General features: G+C 72.0%; 13 protein-coding genes. 2 read left to right on the top strand and 11 right to left on the bottom strand.

All coding sequences use genetic code 11. From position 1 onward, the window contains the following. Positions 1–47 precede the first annotated feature (47 nt). The 3 genes from OHB41_RS39340 to OHB41_RS39330 all read right to left on the bottom strand — a co-directional run bounded on the left by OHB41_RS39340 (position 48) and on the right by OHB41_RS39330 (position 4098). A complete protein-coding gene (locus OHB41_RS39340; RefSeq protein WP_266704283.1) occupies positions 48–527 on the bottom strand; it encodes a macro domain-containing protein in 480 nt (159 codons plus the stop codon). A 63-nt stretch (positions 528–590) separates the two neighbouring features. Continuing rightward, positions 591–2060, bottom strand: coding sequence for an amino acid permease (locus tag OHB41_RS39335; protein ID WP_266704281.1), 1470 nt, complete (start codon positions 2058–2060; stop codon positions 591–593). Positions 2061–2247: 187 nt separating this feature from the next. After that, on the bottom strand, positions 2248–4098 hold the full coding sequence (locus tag OHB41_RS39330; RefSeq protein ID WP_266704280.1) for an AMP-dependent synthetase/ligase: 1851 nt from the start codon (positions 4096–4098) through the stop codon (positions 2248–2250). A gap of 197 nt (positions 4099–4295) precedes the next feature. Here OHB41_RS39330 and OHB41_RS39325 point away from each other — a divergent pair, with 197 nt between their 5' ends. After that, complete coding sequence (locus tag OHB41_RS39325; protein ID WP_266704279.1) at positions 4296–4997, top strand: MerR family transcriptional regulator; 702 nt, start codon at positions 4296–4298, stop codon at positions 4995–4997. 175 nt (positions 4998–5172) lie between these two features. On the opposite strand, the gene OHB41_RS39320 is transcribed toward OHB41_RS39325, so the two are convergent. The 5 genes from OHB41_RS39320 to OHB41_RS39300 are packed head-to-tail and all read right to left on the bottom strand — an operon-like array spanning position 5173 to position 11225. After that, on the bottom strand, positions 5173–7377 hold the full coding sequence (locus tag OHB41_RS39320) for a 3-hydroxyacyl-CoA dehydrogenase NAD-binding domain-containing protein (RefSeq protein WP_266704277.1): 2205 nt from the start codon (positions 7375–7377) through the stop codon (positions 5173–5175). A 47-nt stretch (positions 7378–7424) separates the two neighbouring features. Then, on the bottom strand, positions 7425–8639 hold the full coding sequence (locus OHB41_RS39315) for an acetyl-CoA C-acetyltransferase (protein WP_266704275.1): 1215 nt from the start codon (positions 8637–8639) through the stop codon (positions 7425–7427). A 29-nt stretch (positions 8640–8668) separates the two neighbouring features. Then, positions 8669–9811 carry an acyl-CoA dehydrogenase family protein gene (locus OHB41_RS39310; protein ID WP_266704273.1) on the bottom strand — a complete coding sequence of 381 codons (1143 nt, stop codon included), beginning with the start codon at positions 9809–9811 and terminating at the stop codon, positions 8669–8671. Beyond that, positions 9808–10074: a hypothetical protein gene (locus OHB41_RS39305; RefSeq protein WP_266704271.1), complete on the bottom strand. Its 267-nt coding sequence runs from the start codon at positions 10072–10074 to the stop codon at positions 9808–9810. Before OHB41_RS39305 ends, OHB41_RS39310 begins: the two co-directional genes overlap by 4 nt. Next, a complete protein-coding gene (locus OHB41_RS39300; RefSeq protein ID WP_266704269.1) occupies positions 10074–11225 on the bottom strand; it encodes a CaiB/BaiF CoA transferase family protein in 1152 nt (383 codons plus the stop codon). Before OHB41_RS39300 ends, OHB41_RS39305 begins: the two co-directional genes overlap by 1 nt. A 514-nt stretch (positions 11226–11739) precedes the next feature. Between OHB41_RS39300 and OHB41_RS39295 the strand changes: the two genes are divergently transcribed. Beyond that, positions 11740–12912, top strand: coding sequence for a saccharopine dehydrogenase family protein (locus tag OHB41_RS39295; protein WP_266704267.1), 1173 nt, complete (start codon positions 11740–11742; stop codon positions 12910–12912). A gap of 205 nt (positions 12913–13117) precedes the next feature. Here the strand turns inward: OHB41_RS39295 and mmpA are convergent, their stop codons facing one another. The 3 genes from mmpA to OHB41_RS39280 form a co-directional block, all read right to left on the bottom strand. Further along, positions 13118–13279 carry a morphogenic membrane protein MmpA gene (mmpA, locus tag OHB41_RS39290; protein WP_266704265.1) on the bottom strand — a complete coding sequence of 54 codons (162 nt, stop codon included), beginning with the start codon at positions 13277–13279 and terminating at the stop codon, positions 13118–13120. Between the two features lie 83 nt (positions 13280–13362). Further along, positions 13363–14052 carry an endonuclease V gene (locus tag OHB41_RS39285; protein ID WP_266704263.1) on the bottom strand — a complete coding sequence of 230 codons (690 nt, stop codon included), beginning with the start codon at positions 14050–14052 and terminating at the stop codon, positions 13363–13365. A gap of 87 nt (positions 14053–14139) precedes the next feature. Next, a complete protein-coding gene (locus OHB41_RS39280) occupies positions 14140–15231 on the bottom strand; it encodes a WD40/YVTN/BNR-like repeat-containing protein (RefSeq protein ID WP_266704261.1) in 1092 nt (363 codons plus the stop codon). Positions 15232–15492: the final 261 nt, after the last annotated feature.

Genomic DNA, 15492 nt, shown 5'->3' with positions numbered 1-15492 from the left:
GGCCGTCGCGAGCGTCCCGTCCTTCACGGTCGTCCGTCGCGGGTCACTCACCCCTCGTGGTCGTACACCGTCACCGCGAGCCCCCGCTGCACCAACCGCCGGGTGATGAGCGGCTCCACCCGCGACCAGGCACCGCCCGCCAGGCCGCAGCCGATACGGGGCATGTGGACGGACGCGTCGAGTGCGACGGCCCGGTCCGCAAGCCGTTCGAGCGCCGCGTCGATCGCCTCGTACCGGACGGGGACCCCCTTGCTGCCCGTCCGGATGCCCCGCTGGCCTATCAGGTTCGCGACCCACACGTACCGCTCGACCTGGACGAACTGGGCGGCACCCAGCCCGAAGTCGTTGTGTGCGCGGTCGCGGTGCCAGGCGCGGTAGGCCTTCTCCGGCTCCGGCCAGCGGCGGGAGAGCGCGAGTACGAAGCCCTTCCCCCAGCCCCCGATGTCGTTGCAGACATGGGCGATCAGCTTGACGCCCTTCACCGACGGAGCGGTGGCGTCACCCCGGACATACATGATCCCCGACATGACGCCACCGTAGACGCCGGCACTGACAACGCTCCTCGAGCCGCCACCGGACCGCGGCCGGCGCTACCTCGTGAGCCCGCTCAGCTCCTCCTCCGCGGCCTTCGAGACCCGGCGGCGGACCGCGAACCAGCCGCCGACCAGCAGAGCCGCGATCACCGGGATGAGAAGCAGGGTCTCGCGCCCGACCTCCGGGTCGTTCCACATCAGGCCGAGCACGGCCAGCAGGAAGAGGATCGTCACGGTCTCCGTGACGGGGCTGCCGAGGAGACGGAAGGACGGGCGCGTGAGCAGGCCGGCCTTGGCACGGCGGACGAACACCAGGTGACAGATCATGATGATCACCCAGGTGCTGATGATGCCCAGGGAGGCCACGTTCAGGACGATCTCGAATGCCTGGTCCGGCATGAGGTAGTTCAGGCCGACACCGAGCACGCACACCGCGCAGGTGAGCAGGATGCCGCCGTAGGGCACCTGGCTGCGGTTCATCCGCGCGGTGAACCTGGGCGCGGAGCCCGCCGTCGCCATGGAGCGCAGGATGCGGCCGGTGGAGTACAGGCCGGAGTTCAGCGACGACATGGCCGCGGTGAGCACGACCAGGTTCATGACGTCACCGGCTCCCGAGACGCCGATCTTCGACAGGACCGTGACGAAGGGGCTCTCGTCGGCCGAGTAGACCGAACCGGGGAGCAGCAGCGCGAGCAGGACGACCGAGCCGACGTAGAAGAGGCCGACGCGCCACATGATCGAGTTCACCGCACGCGGGACGACCTTCTCGGGCTCGGCGGTCTCGCCCGCCGCGACACCCACCAGTTCCAGGGCCGCGTAGGCGAAGATCACGCCCTGCATCACGAGGACGACCGGCATCAGGCCGTGCGGCAGGAGACCGCCGTGGTCCGTGATGACGCTCAGACCGGGCTTCTGGCCGTCCACGTCGTGGTGGGTGGCCAGCAGGAAGATGCCGACCAGCATGAAGGAGACCAGTGTGGCGACCTTGATGATCGCGAACCAGAACTCCATCTCGCCGAAGATCTTCACCGAGATCAGGTTGACGGCCAGGACCACCGCGAGGGCGATCAGGGCCAGCACCCACTGCGGGATGTCGGTGAAGAAGCTCCAGTAGTGCGTGTAGAGCGCGATCGCGGTGATGTCGGCGATGCCGGTCGTCGACCAGTTGAGGAAGTACATCCACCCGGCGACGTAGGCGCCCTTCTCGCCGAGGAACTCACGCGCGTACGACACGAAGGATCCGGAGGAGGGCCGGTAGAGGACCAGCTCACCGAGGGCGCGCACGACGAAGAAGGCGAAGGTTCCGCAGACGAGGTACGCGATCGCCAGTGCGGGGCCCGCGCTGTGGAGGCGTCCGCCGGCGCCGAGGAAGAGTCCGGTGCCGATCGCGCCGCCGATGGCGATCATGTTGACGTGGCGGGCCTTGAGGTCCTTGCTGTATCCGGCGTCGCCCGCGTCCGCGGGCGTGCGGGCCGCGTCGGTGCGGGATGCGGCGGCCTTGGCCGTGTCTACGGCGTCCTTGCTCACGGGTGGATCCACTCTCTGGTGCGCCCGACGCGCGGTGCGCCCGGGTGTCCGGATATGTCTCGGCCCGTACCTCCCCTGTCGCGGCACGGACCAAGGAGCCACCTTCCCGACGAACGCGCGCGTATGCGATGGCACACCTCACATCGCGGGACATCTCACATGTTGATCAAAGCGGTTCAGTCGCAGGTCAGAAGGTGTACAGCTGCTCGATGGCGTCCCTGTAGCGCTCCTGTACCGCCGTGCGGCGCAGCTTCAGCGACGGCGTGAGCTCGCCCGTCGCGGGGCCCCATTCCCGGTCGAGCACGTGGTAGCGCCTGATCTGCTCGGTGCGGCTCAGCCGGGTGTTCGCCTGCGCCACGGCCTGCGCGACCGCCTCCGCCAGGTCCACCGGATCCCCCGCCGCGGCGGGGTCCGGGACGAGCAGGGCGACCAGGTACGGACGGCCGTCGCCGTGGACGTAGGCCTGGTCGACGACGGGGTGCTCCTTGAGCGTGTTCTCCACGTGGGCGGGCGAGACGTTCTTGCCCGTCGAGGTCACGATCATTTCCTTCTTGCGGCCGGTCAGGAGGAGGAAGCCGTCCTCGTCGATCCGCCCGAGGTCGCCGGTGGCGAACCAGCCCTCCGCGTCGCGGGGGTCCTCGACCGTGCCGTCGGCGCGCAGATAGCCGTCGAAGACGGTCGCGCCGCGCACCAGGATCTCGCCGTCCCCGGCGGTCCGCAGTTCCAGGCCGTCCACAGGTCTGCCGACCGAGCCGCGGCGGAAGGCGGCGGGGCTGTTGGTCGTGGCGACGCCTATGGTCTCGGTCAGCCCCCAGGCATCCATGATCACCAGTCCGAAGCCCGCCCAGAAGTCGGCCACGTCCGGAGGCATCGGCGCCGAGGCGCTCGCCGTCCACACCAGGCGGTCGAATCCGGCGAGGGCGAGGATCGGGCCCAGGACCTGCTCCCTCGCCGTCCGGTACGCCTCCTCCAGCTCGGCGGACGGCTCTTCTCCCCGTTCGCGGCACGCCACACGCGCGCGTGCCGTCTCCATGGCCGCGTCCACGTCCGCGCGGCGCCGCGCCGGGAGCCCCGCGAGCGCGGTCCGTACGGCCGCGGCGAGCTTCTCCCACACCCGGGGGACGCCGAAGAACTGGGCCGGACGCAGCTCCCGGGCGATCGACCCCACCTGCGCCGGGTCGGGGCACAGGTACACGTGCGAGGCGCGGAACACCGGCAGGTAGATGCCGAGCATGCGCTCGGCTATGTGCGCGAGGGGGAGGTAGCAGAGGTGCTCGACGTGGTCGGGGAGCTCGACGAGCCGGTTCAGGGCGTGCGCGTTCAGGACGACGTTGCGGTGGGTGACGCGTACGCCTCTGGGCTCTCCGGTGGTGCCCGAGGTGTAGACGACGGTCAGGGGGTCCGTGGCACGGGTCTCGCGCCAGGCCTTCTCGAAGAGGTCCGTCCGCTCCTGGGCACCCGCCTTCAACAGGCCCCTCTTCTCCAGCACCCCGCCGTTCTTCTCCAGGACGCCCAGGTTCCCCAACGGCCCGAGGATCTCGTGCCCCTTGAGGGATTCGTACGTCCGGTGCGGTCCCGCCTGCGCCGCCTCGGCCACCACCAGGCGCTCCAGCCGGGTGCCGGGGTCCGCCAGCAGTGGCTCCCAGCAGCCGAGTTCGCGAGCGCCCTCGACGATCGCGAGGCGGGCCCGGCTGTGCCGGGCGATGTGGGCGACCTGTTCGGGTGCCGCGGTGCCGTAGACGGTGACCGGGACGGCGCCCAGGTGGGTCAGGGCCAGGTCGCTGAGCCAGTGCTCGGGGCGGTTGGTCATCATCATCAGGACGTGCTCGCCGCGCTCGACGCCCAGTGCCGCGTACCCGGCGGCGAGGGTGGCCGCCTCTCGGCGCACCTCGCTCCAGGTGAGCGTGGTCCAGCCGGCACCGGTGTCGGTGCGCCAGGACAGGGCCGGGAGATGCCCGTGGTCCTCGGCGTTGCGCAACAGCAGGGCGGGGAGCGTGAGTTCGGCAGGGTCCCCGGGGAGTCGCAGGATCTTGGTCATGACCGCCTCCTGGCGCCATCGGCTCGGCATCGCGCGTCCCGGCCGTCCTGCCGGGACGACGGATGAACGTACGGAGCGTGCCGGTGGTTCCACGGAGCGTGTCGGGCGGCGACCGCTCCGGACGCTTTCACAACACCGGTGAGACAGCAATACTGTTGCACCTGATCGCTGTACCACCGAAGAGGCGAGGACCTGCCATGACGACGGACACCGAGGAGCCGGCGCTCACGGTCGACGAGCTGGCCGCGCGCGCGGGCGTCACGGTCCGTACGGTCCGCTTCTACAGCACCAGGGGTCTGCTGCCGCCGCCCGTGATCGGCCCCCGCCGGGTCGGGCACTACAGCCAGGAGCACCTGGCCCGGCTCGCGCTCATCGAGGAGTTGCAGCGCCAGGGCATGACCCTGGCCGCGATCGAGCGTCATCTGCGGCAGCTGCCGTCCGACCTGAGCGCCCGCGATCTCGCTCTCCACCGTGCGGTGGTGGCCTCCTGGGCACCGGACGCGGCGGAGGAGGTGACGCGCGAGGAGCTGGAGCGGCGGGCGGGCCGGCCGCTGGAGGAGGAGCATCTGGAGCGGCTCGTCGCGATGAACGTCGTCGAGCGGGCCGGGGACTCCTTCCGGGTCGACCCCGGGCTGCTCGGGCTCGGCGTCCAGCTCCTCGACGTACCGCTGGCGCACGGGACGATCCTCGCGGCGCAGGGCGTCCTGCTGGAGCACTCGCGTGCCGTGGCGCACGAACTGTCCACGCTGCTGCGGGAGGCGGTGGGCCGGCACGAGTCCGCCGCGGCGGTGCGGTCGCTGTCGGCGCACATGCAGCCGCTGGTGGTGCAGGCTCTCCTGACCACGTTCCAGCGCTCCCTCAAGCGGGAGCTGCGGGAGTGGCTGGAGGAGGAGTCCTGAGCCGGCCGGGACGACAGCCGGGATGAACAGGCCGGTCGGGGCGACGGGTCCCACGGCTTGCGGGTGCGCCGTACCGCGTCACCCCGTGAGGACCCCTGAGGGCGGGGACCGGTACGCCGGTCGGCGTCCGGTCCCTGCCCCGGGGAGCGGGAGCGGCGTACCGCTCAGCGGCGGGTCACCGTCCGGCGGGTGACGCCGCGCCCTTCTTGTCGCTGAACGGCTCGCCCTTGGCCGCCTTGTCGATCAGCAGCGCGGGCGGGTTGAACCGCTCCCCGTAGCGCTCGGCGAGTTCCCGCGCGCGGGCCACGAATCCGGGCAGCCCTCCCTCGTAGCCGTTGATGTACTGCAGGACGCCGCCCGTCCAGCCCGGGAAGCCGATGCCGAAGATGGACCCGATGTTGGCGTCCGCGACGGAGGTCAGCACGCCCTCCTCGACGAGCCGGACGGTGTCCAGCGCCTCGGAGAAGAGCATGCGCTCCTGCATGTCCCGGAACGGGATCTCGTACCCGGGCCTGGTGTAGTGCTCGCGCAGCCCCGGCCACAGCCTGCCGCGCCTGCCGTCCTCGCCGTACTCGTAGAAGCCGGCGCCGCCGCTGCGGCCGGGGCGGCCGAACTCGTCGACCATGCGGTCGATGACGGCCTCGGCCGGGTGCGCGGTCCAGGTGCCGCCGGCCTCCTCGACGGCCAGCTTCGACTCGCGGCGGATCTTCTGCGGCAGGGTGAGGGTCAGCTCGTCCATCAGGGAGAGCACCTTCGCCGGGTAACCGGCCTGGGCCGCCGCCTGCTCGACGGAGGCGGGCTCGATGCCCTCGCCGACCATGGCGACGCCCTCGTTGATGAAGTGGCCGATCACCCGGGAGGTGAAGAAGCCGCGCGAGTCGTTGACCACGATCGGCGTCTTGTTGATCTGCCGGACCAGGTCGAAGGCGCGGGCCAGGGCCTCGTCGCCGGTGCGCTCGCCCTTGATGATCTCGACCAGCGGCATCTTGTCGACGGGCGAGAAGAAGTGCAGGCCGATGAAGTCCTCCTGGCGCTCCACTCCCTCGGCGAGGGCGGTGATGGGGAGCGTGGAGGTGTTGGAGCAGAGCAGGGCGTCGGGGGCGACGACCGCCTCGATCTCCTGGAACACCTTGTGCTTGAGCGAGGTGTCCTCGAAGACGGCCTCGATGACCGCGTCACAGCCGGCGAGATCCTGCGGGTCCGCGGTGGGCGTGATCCGGGCGAGCAGCGCGTCCGCCTTCTCCTGGCTGGTACGGCCCTTGGCGACGGCCTTGGCGCACAGCTTCTCGGAGTAGGCCTTGCCCTTCTGGGCGGCCTCGGCGGAGACGTCCTTGAGGACGACGTCGATGCCCGCGCGGGCGCAGGAGTAGGCGATGCCGGCGCCCATCATGCCCGCGCCGAGGACCGCGACCCTGGTGACCTTGCGGGGCTCGACGCCCCTGGGCCGGTTGGCGCCGGAGTTGACGGCCTGGAGGTCGAAGAAGAACGCCTGGATCATGTTCTTCGAGATCTGTCCGGTGACCAGCTCGGTGAAGTAGCGCGCCTCGATGACGAGGGCGGTCTCGAAGTCGACCTGGGAGCCCTCCACGGCGGCCGCCATGATGTTGCGCGGAGCCGGGTAGGGGGCGCCGCCCAGCTGCTTGCGCAGGTTGGCCGGGAAGGCGGGGAGGTTGGCGGCGAACTTCGGGTTCGACGGCGTGCCGCCGGGGATCTTGTAGCCCGGCTTGTCCCAGGGCTGCTGTGACTCCGGGTTGGCGTCGATGAAGGCGCGGGCCTTGGAGAGCATCTCCTCGGAGGTGGCCGCCACTTCGTGGACCAGCCCGTTCTCCAGGGCGCGCCGCGGGGAGTACTGGGTGCCCTGGAGCAGCACCTTGAGGAGGGCGTCGGTGATGCCCATGAGGCGGACGGTGCGGGTGACGCCGCCGCCCGCGGGCAGCAGGCCGAGGGTGACCTCGGGCAGGCCGATCTTGGAGCCGGGGGCGTCCAGGGCGACCCGGTGGTGGGAGGCGAGGGCGATCTCGTAACCTCCGCCGAGGGCCGCGCCGTTGACGGCGGCGACCACCGGCTTGCCCAGGGTCTCGATGCGGCGCAGCGAGGACTTGATGGCCGTACCGGTGTCGAAGGCCTGCTGGGCGGTCTCCGGGCCCGCCTGGATCATGTCCTTGAGGTCACCGCCCGCGAAGAAGGTCTTCTTGGCGGAGGTGTAGATGATGCCGCGGATGGAGTCCTTCTCGGCCTCGGCGCGCTCGGCGATCGCCGCGATCGACTCCTTGAAGGCCTGGTTCATCGTGTTGGCGGACTGGTTGGGGTCGTCGAGGACGAGGGTGACGACGCCGGTCTCGTCCTGTTCCCAGCGGATGGTGGTGGGCTCAGTGCTCATCAGGGGTGCTCCGTTAGATGCGTGGGTCCGTTGATCCGTGGGAAAGGTCAGACGCGCTCGACGATGGTGGCGATGCCCATGCCGCCGCCCACGCACAGGGTGGCGAGGCCGTAGCGCTTGTCCTGGCGCTCCAGTTCGTCGACGAGGCTGCCGAGGATCATCGCGCCGGTGGCGCCGAGCGGGTGGCCGAGCGCGATCGCTCCGCCGTTGACGTTCACCTTGTCCAGGGAGAGGCCCATGTCCTTCACGAAGCGCAGGACGACCGCGGCGAAGGCCTCGTTGATCTCGACGAGGTCGATGTCGTCGATGGTCAGCCCGGCCTTGGCGAGCGCCTTGCGGGTGGCGGGCGCGGGGCCGGTGAGCATGATGGTGGGTTCGGAGCCGGAGACGGCGGCGGCGACGATCCGGGCGCGCGGGGTGAGGCCGTGCCGCTCGCCGACCTCCTTCGAGCCGATGGCGACCAGGGAGGCGCCGTCGACGATGCCGGAGGAGTTGCCCGCGTGGTGGACGTGGTCGATCTGCTCGACCCAGTGGTACTTCTGCAGGGCCACGGCGTCGAAGCCGCCGAGGTCGCCGATGTCCGCGAACGACGCCTTCAGCTTGCCGAGCGAGTCGGCGGTGGTGCCGGGGCGCATGTGCTCGTCGTGGTCGAGGACGACGAGGCCGCTGCGGTCCTTCACGGGGACGACGGACTTCTCGAAGCGGCCGTCCTTCCAGGCGGCGGCGGCTCGCTCCTGGGACAGGGCCGCGTACTCGTCGACGTCGCGCCGCGAGAAGCCCTCGATGGTGGCGATGAGGTCGGCGCCGATGCCCTGGGGCACGAAGTTGGTGGCCATGTTGGTCATCGGGTCGGCGAACCAGGCGCCGCCGTCCGAGGCCATCGGCACCCGCGACATCGACTCGACTCCGCCCGCGAGCACCAGGTCCTCCCAGCCGGAGCGGACCTTCATCGCGGCCAGGTTGACGGCTTCCAGGCCCGAGGCGCAGAAGCGGTTCTCCTGCACGCCGGCGACCGTGTCGGGCAGTCCCGCGGCGATCGCGGAGATACGGGCGATGTCGGAACCCTGGTCGCCGACGGGACCCACGACGCCGAGCACGATGTCGTCGATCGCGGCCGGGTCGAGACCCGGGAGGCGGCGCTGGATCTCGTGGATGAGCCCGACGACCAGGTCGATGGGCTTGGTGCCGTGCAGGGCGCCGTTCGCCTTGCCGCGGCCGCGCGGGGTGCGGATCGCGTCGTACACGTACGCTTCGGTGGTCACGGTGAGCCTTTCGGGGAGGGTGCGGAGGGTCAGCCGAGCAGGGAGCGTCCGATGATCTCCTTCATGATCTCGGTGGTCCCGCCGTAGATGGTCTGGATGCGGCCGTCGGTGAAGGCCCGGGCGACGCGGTACTCCGTCATGTAGCCGTAGCCGCCGTGCAGTTGCAGGCAGCGGTCGGCGACACGCTTCTGCAGTTCGGTGGCCCACCACTTGGCCATCGAGGCGTGCACGGCGTCGAGTTCCCCGTTCGAGTGGTCGACGATGCAGCGGTCGAGGAACGTCCGGGTGACGGCGCACTCGGTCGCCATCTCGGCTATCTCGAAGCGGATGTGCTGGAGCTTGGACAGCGGCCGCCCGAAGGCCTCGCGCTCCTTGACGTACTGCGTGGTGATGTCCAGCAGGTGTTCGGCGGCGGCGATCCCGGCGACGGCGATGCCCATGCGCTCCTGGGCGAGGTTCGTCATGAGGTGCACGAAGGCTCCGTTGAACTCGCCGAGCAGGTTCTCCTTGGGGACGCGGACGTCGTGGAAGAACAGCTCGGCCGTGTCCTGGGCCTTCTGTCCGATCTTGTCGAGGTTGCGGCCACGCTCGAAGCCTTCCATGCCGCGCTCGACGACCAGCAGAGACAGGCCGTGGGCACCGCCTTCGGGGGTCGTCCGGGCGACGACGATCACGAGGTCGGCCAGGATCCCGTTGGAGATGAAGGTCTTGGAACCGTTGAGCAGCCAGTGGTCGCCCCGGTCCTCGGCGTGCGTCCTGATGCCCTGGAGGTCGGATCCGGCGCCGGGCTCTGTCATGGCGATCGCGGTGATCAGCGAGCCGTCGCAGAAGCCGGGCAGCCAGCGCCGCCGCTGCTCCTCGGTGCCCAGACCGGTCAGATACGGTCCGATGATGTCGTTGTGCAGGCCGAGGGCGAGACCCGCGGCCCCCGCGCGCGTGAACTCCTCGGCGAGTACGGCGCTGTAGCGGAAGTCGGCGTTGCCGCCGCCCCCGTACTCTTCCGGTACGGCGAGTCCGAGCAGCCCCTGTGTCCCGGCCGCCCGCCATGCCTCGCGCGAGACGATGCCGTCCTTCTCCCACTGCTCGTAGTACGGCGTCACCTCCTTGGCGAGGAAGGTGCGCACGGTCTCGCGGAACGCGTCGTGCTCGGTACCGAAGATCTGCCGCTTCATGCGTGTCCCCTCCTGGAGCCGGCTCCTGACGGTCTCGGCCGGCCGGCCCGGTACCGGACCCCTGCCGGGATGACGTCGAGCATGTCGGCCGCGGCCCCCAGGAAGGCCTCGACACGCTCGCGTACGCGGCCTCTGGGCCCGCACGGGGAGATCGGCTCGCGGCACGCGTCCTGGACGGCGGCCTCGGCCTCCTGCTGCGGGGCGGCCCCGGCGCGGACCTGCCGGTGGTCGCCCGCGCGGTCGGGCGAAACGGGGAGTCCCATCAGCCGCCGTCCTTCGTCCGCTCGTCCTCGGCCAGGTGGGGTACGCCCCAGTCGCGGGCGACGTCGGCCGCGCCCGTGCCGGGCAGGACGGGACCGGAGCGGACGGACGTGCGGGTCACGGAGAAGCGGGGCGCGGGGGCGGGCTGGGTGATGCCGCCGTGGTCGGTGAAGGTGCCGCGGGCGGCGAGGTGGGGGTGCGCCGGAGCTTCGCGCAGCGAAAGGACGGGGGCCACGCACGCGTCGGAGCCGTCGAAGACAGCGGTCCACTCCTCCCTGGTTCGGGTCCTGAAACGCGCGGCGACCGTCTCGCGCAGCGCGCCCCAGCGGGCCACGTCCGTGCGGGCGCCCGCGTGCTCCTCGATGCCGAGCAGCCGCACGAACTCGTCGTAGAACCGGGCTTCGAGGGCCCCCACCGCCATGTACTTCCCGTCGGACGTCTCGTACGTCCCGTAGTACGGGCAGCCACCGTCCAGGAGGTTGGCGCCGCGCCGGTCCTGCCAGCCACCGGCGGCGACCATGCCGTGGATCATCGAGGAGAGGTGTGCGGTGCCGTCCACGATCGCCGCGTCCACGACCTGTCCGGTGCCGGTCGCGCGGGCGTGGTGGAGCGCGGCGAGGACACCCACGACGAGGTAGAGCGAGCCGCCCGCGTAGTCCCCGAGGAGGTTCGCCGGGACCGCTGGGGGTTCGTCCGGCCCGCCGATCATTCCGAGGACGCCGGTCGGGGCGATGTACGCGATGTCGTGCCCGGCGCGCTGGGCGAGCGGGCCCTGCTGTCCCCAGCCGGTCATGCGTCCGTAGACGAGCCGGGGATTGCGCGTGTGGCAGACCCCGGGGCCGACGCCGAGTCGCTCGGCCACGCCGGGGCGGAAACCCTCGACGAGGACGTCCGCGCGTTCGACCAGGTCCAGGACGCGGGCCGGACCGTCCTCGGACTTCAGGTCGATCACGACCGACCGCTTGTTGCGGTTGGTGACGTCGTACTCCGGATCGATCCCGAGCCCCGGACCGCCGGGCCGGTCCACGCGGACGACGTCCGCGCCGAGGTCGGCGAGGAGCATGGCGGCGAACGGGCCGGGACCGATGCCCGCCAACTCGACCACGCGCACCCCGGCCAGCGGGCCGTGCGCCGTCGTCCCTGCCACTGCCATCAAGCCCCCAGCACTGTGACACCACTGATGTGACATCAGAGATGTTAAGAACGTGTTCCACACTGGGCAAGCCCCAGCGAGCAAGCGCTTAGTCAAATCCCGGGGAGGGGATCGCGGAGAGACCACCGAACCCTGCCGAAACACGCCGGACAAGGGCGTGTCAGCGGGTTCCGTGCTCCACGGCCTCGACACCGGGACCCGTCGGGGACGGCGGGGATATCCGTCTCCGGCTGGATCCGAGCGGGCCGGGCCCGGGGGCGACCGGAGCGCCCGGCAGGACGCGGGCGGAGCCGACGGACCGGGCCGCGCCCGGCAGCGGGCGGCCGGACCCGCTCACGCACGCGCACCGTCTCAGGGCACTCCCCGGTACGGCCACGGGCCACCTCCGGCCTCTTCGCCCGACCTCGTCGTCCGGCTGTTCGTCCCTCACGCTAGCCTCAGCCACCGACAACGGCGCTTCGCGCACGGCGGCGGGGGCACCGCGCGCTCGGGCGCGGTCGAGAGTGGGAGTGTCATGACCAGGGCGAAAGAGACGGACCGCGCGTACGACATCGTGCTCTTCGGAGCCACGGGCTTCGTCGGGGTGCTCACCGCGGAGTACCTCGCCGCGCACGCGCCCGAGGGGCTGCGCTGGGCGATCGCGGGGCGCGACCGGAAGAAGCTGGAGCGGCTGCGCGAACGGCTGGCCGGCACCCCCGACGTCATCCGGGCGGACGTCTCCGATCCGGCGTCGCTGCGTGAACTGGCCCGCAACGCGCGCGTGGTGGCCACGACGGTCGGTCCGTACATCCTGCACGGCGAGGAACTGGTCGCCGCCTGCGCCGACGCCGGCACCGACTATCTGGACCTCACCGGCGAACCCGAGTTCGTGGACCTGATGTACGTCCGGCACGACGCGCGCGCCCGGGAGACCGGGGCCCGGCTCGTGCACGCCTGTGGCTTCGACTCGGTCCCGCACGACCTGGGCGCGTACTTCACGGTGCGGCAGCTGCCCGAGGGCGTACCGCTGCGGGTCGACGGATTCGTGCGCGCCCAGGCGATGTTCTCGGGCGGCACGTTCGCCTCCGCGCTCACCCAGTTCGCGCGCGGCCGGCAGATCCTGACCGCGGCGCGGGACCGCGGCCGGCACGAACCGCGGCTGATGGGACGGCGCGCGTCCGCGCCGGTGAGCGCGCCCCGGTACGCCAAGGAGGTCGGCGCCTGGGCGCTTCCGCTGCCCACGATCGACCCCCAGATCGTGCAGCGTTCGGCGCGGGGGCTGCAGCGGTACGGGCCCGACTTCCGCTACCGCCACTACGCGGCCGTCCAGCGGCTGCCGATCGCGGTGGGCGGGGTCGCCGCCGTCGGCGCGGTGTTCGCGGCGGCCCAACTGCCGCCCGCGCGGCGCTGGCTGTCCGGCCGGATCAAGCCGGGCGAGGGACCGAGCGCCGCGCGGCGGGCCAAGAGCTGGTTCTCCGTGCGGTTCGTGGGCGAGGGCGGCGGGAAGCGGGTGTTCACCGAGGTCGCGGGCGGGGACCCCGGCTACGACGAGACCGCGAAGATGTTCGCCGAGTCCGCGCTGTCGCTCGCCTTCGACGACCTGCCGCGGACGGCCGGTCAGGTGACGACGGCGGTGGCGATGGGCGACGCGCTCATCGCACGGCTCCGCGCGGCGGGCATCACCTTCCGGGTCGCCGCCTCCCGGTGACGGCCGCCGGAACGCTCGGCCCGTCCGCCGGCGCGTCGGCATCCTGCCGCCGCGTGCGCCCGGGGCGCTCCCGCCCCGGCCCGTGGACATCGCCCCGTCCGCCGCGGGCCACTCCCCCGTCACGGGCCTGCTGAACGGAGGTCCGCCACCGCCCGGTTCGTGACGGGTCGTCCCGCACATCGACTCCCGTGGCTGCCCGGGGTGCCTACAGCGGCCACTCCAGCACCGTGTAGATCATTCCGCCCACCCAGCCGACCCCGGCGACGACGGAGAGGACCAGCGCGGCCGTCACGGCACGCCCGGCGGGCCGTTCGGGGCCGGGCCGGTCTCGGCGGACGGCGGGCTTCGGGGATCGGTGCGTCGTCATACGGCACAGCCTGCCGATCACCCGGGTGGCGGCACATCCGTACAAGTACTCAGAACGCGTACCGGGTCAACGGGCCCGGCCGGTCAAGGCGTTGCCTCCTGAAGGGCGCGCCGGCACAGGGAGTCCGCGCGCCGGGTGGTTTCCGGGAGGCGGTACTCGGGGGTGAGCGCCAGCGTGTGCGCGCATGCGTGGTCCAGGCTCACCCGGTGGCCGACGGACACGAACACCGGTTTGACGCCGTCACGGGTGCGCAGCGCCCGTCCCACCTCGTCCGCGTCGGCGAGCAGGGGTGACGCGCTGCCGCGCGGGGCACCGGGCTCCTGGTAGGTGAAGGTGAAAGGGTTCTTGGCGACCCCGATCGTGGGCAGCCCGGTGAGTACACCGAGGTGGCTGGCGAGGCCGAAGCGCCGCGGGTGGGCGAGGCCGTAACCGTCGCAGACGACGAGGCCCGGGGGGCACGGCAGCCTGTCGAGCGCGGCCAGCACCGTCGGGATCTCACGGAAGGCGAGCAGCCCGGGAACGTACGGGAAGGAGACCTGTCCGACGGCGGTGGCCTCGGCGACGACGTGGAGGGAGGCGGCGTCGAGCACGACGGCGGCGGCCACGACGAGGTCCCGCTCGTCGTCGTACGCCACGTCGACCCCCGTCACCGTGCCGGTGCCGGGCGGCGGTCCCGGTTCGTCGAGCACCACCCGCCCGCGCAGCTCGTCCTGCGCGGCGCGGGCCTGCTCCTCCGTCGCGGGCCAACCCGCGGGAATGCGTACGGTCTTCATGGTGCCGACGAGCCTACGGGGCGGTCCGGCGGGCGCGCCGGGCCGGTGCCGGGAGCCGCCGCCCGGGCGCACGGCCCCGGCGCGGGATCAGCGCTCCAGGCGCGCCACCCGGCCCTTCTCACCGGCGGCCCAGCAGCCCAGGTCGGGCGTGCAGTCCACGGTGTCGTACGAACCGGTGTCCAGGGTCCGCCAGGTACGGCCGCCGTCGGTCGTGAGGTCGGTGCCGGTCGGGCCGACCGCGAGGGCGGAGGCACGGCTGTGCGGGAGCCAGGCGACGCCGGAGCGGTAGGCGGGCGGCGGCCGGCCGGCCGGGGTCCAGGTGCGGCCTCCGTCGCCGCTGACGGCCGCCGCCCGGGGGGAGGTCTGGTCGGCGCGGTAGTCGCCGCCGACCGCGAGGCCGTGGTCGCGGTCGCGGAAGGCGAGGGCGAAGACACCGCGTGCCGGGTCGCCGGCCGGGATCGGGGTGTCGGCCGCCTTCCAGGTCAGTCCCCGGTCGGCGGAGTGCAGCACGCGCGCGTGTGCCGCTCCGCCGGTGGCCAGCCACACGTCCCGGGGGCCCGCGCTCACGAGGCACTGCCCGCTCGCCGCGAAGCCCGCCTCGCCCTCCTGCGCGGCGGGCATGCCGGCACCGGGCAGCACCTTCCATGAGCGCCCGCCGTCGCTCGTGGACAGGATGCGGAACCTGCCGTCCACCGGGTCGCTCATCGCCAGGCCGTGGCGCCGGTCGAAGAAGGTGAGGCAGTCGTAGAAGGCCTTCGGATCGGTGTTGCGGAAGGACTCGGTCCAGGTGGCGCCGCCGTCGTCGGTGCGGAAGACCCGGGAGGCCTCGCCCTCTCCGATGGTCAGGGCCACGGCGCGCCGTGCGTCGAACGCCTCGATGTCACGGAACTCCAGTTCGGCCGCGCCGGGCGGCGAGACTTCGCGCCAGTTGGCGCCGCCGTCCGTGGTGCGCAGCACGGTGCCCTTCGATCCGGCCACCCAGGCGGTGTTCCGGCTGACGGCGGACAGTCCGCGGAACCGTACGTCCGTGCCGCTGTCCTTGAGTTCCCAGTGGGCGGCCTTCCCGGTTCCGTGCGCCTGCGCGGGCGCCGCCCCCGTCAGCGCGGCGGCGAACGCGGCCGCGCACAGTCCCACGGTGACCGCCCGACTCGTACGTCTCGACTTCCCCAAGCCCCTCATGGCGGGCGAAGCTAGCCCACTCGCCCGGCGCCGTCCAGATGCCCTCGGTGGGAACCCCGGGGCGCCGGTTGGTGTCCTCTCCGGTATCGCGGGCACGCGGGGGACTGGAAATGGATCATCACGGTCCGCCGCGGGCGACCGCGAGGGGGGACTCGGTGACAGATGTCACTCCGGTCCCAGGTGCACTGAACGGCTCGTTCTTTCGTCTCTTCAGATGCCTGGCCTCATCCGCCCGAAGTTCGTCCAGCCGTCACAAGGGAG

This window comes from Streptomyces sp. NBC_01571 (genome assembly GCF_026339875.1).
Taxonomy (GTDB): domain Bacteria; phylum Actinomycetota; class Actinomycetes; order Streptomycetales; family Streptomycetaceae; genus Streptomyces.
This window is presented reverse-complemented; position numbering and strand designations above follow the sequence as displayed.